We start from the raw sequence: 221 nt of genomic DNA, 5'->3' as shown, positions 1-221 counted from the left end.
TAAGGTGCTAAACCACTCTATCCTAAACTTTTTCCACCGGTAAAAAATCTCAAACCCTTGATTAAACCCGCTCAAAAACAAAGCCTTAGAAGGGTAACGCCCTAGTTTAATCCCAAAAATGTCCTTATATTGATAATCTAAATACAAATTGTATAACACATAAGGCCTGGCGTTTTGAGCCTTTTGCTCTCTGGTCCAATTTTGGCTGTGTTGCATCAAAT

Annotated in this window: 1 protein-coding gene; it reads right to left on the bottom strand. The window is 37.6% G+C overall.

The annotated features are described in order from the left end of the window. A partial coding sequence (locus BZK24_RS08410; protein WP_143424410.1) for an outer membrane family protein occupies window positions 1-221 on the bottom strand: 221 nt, incomplete at both ends.

The sequence above is a fragment of the Helicobacter pylori genome, assembly GCF_001998165.1.
Classification (GTDB): domain Bacteria; phylum Campylobacterota; class Campylobacteria; order Campylobacterales; family Helicobacteraceae; genus Helicobacter; species Helicobacter pylori_DL.
This window is presented reverse-complemented; position numbering and strand designations above follow the sequence as displayed.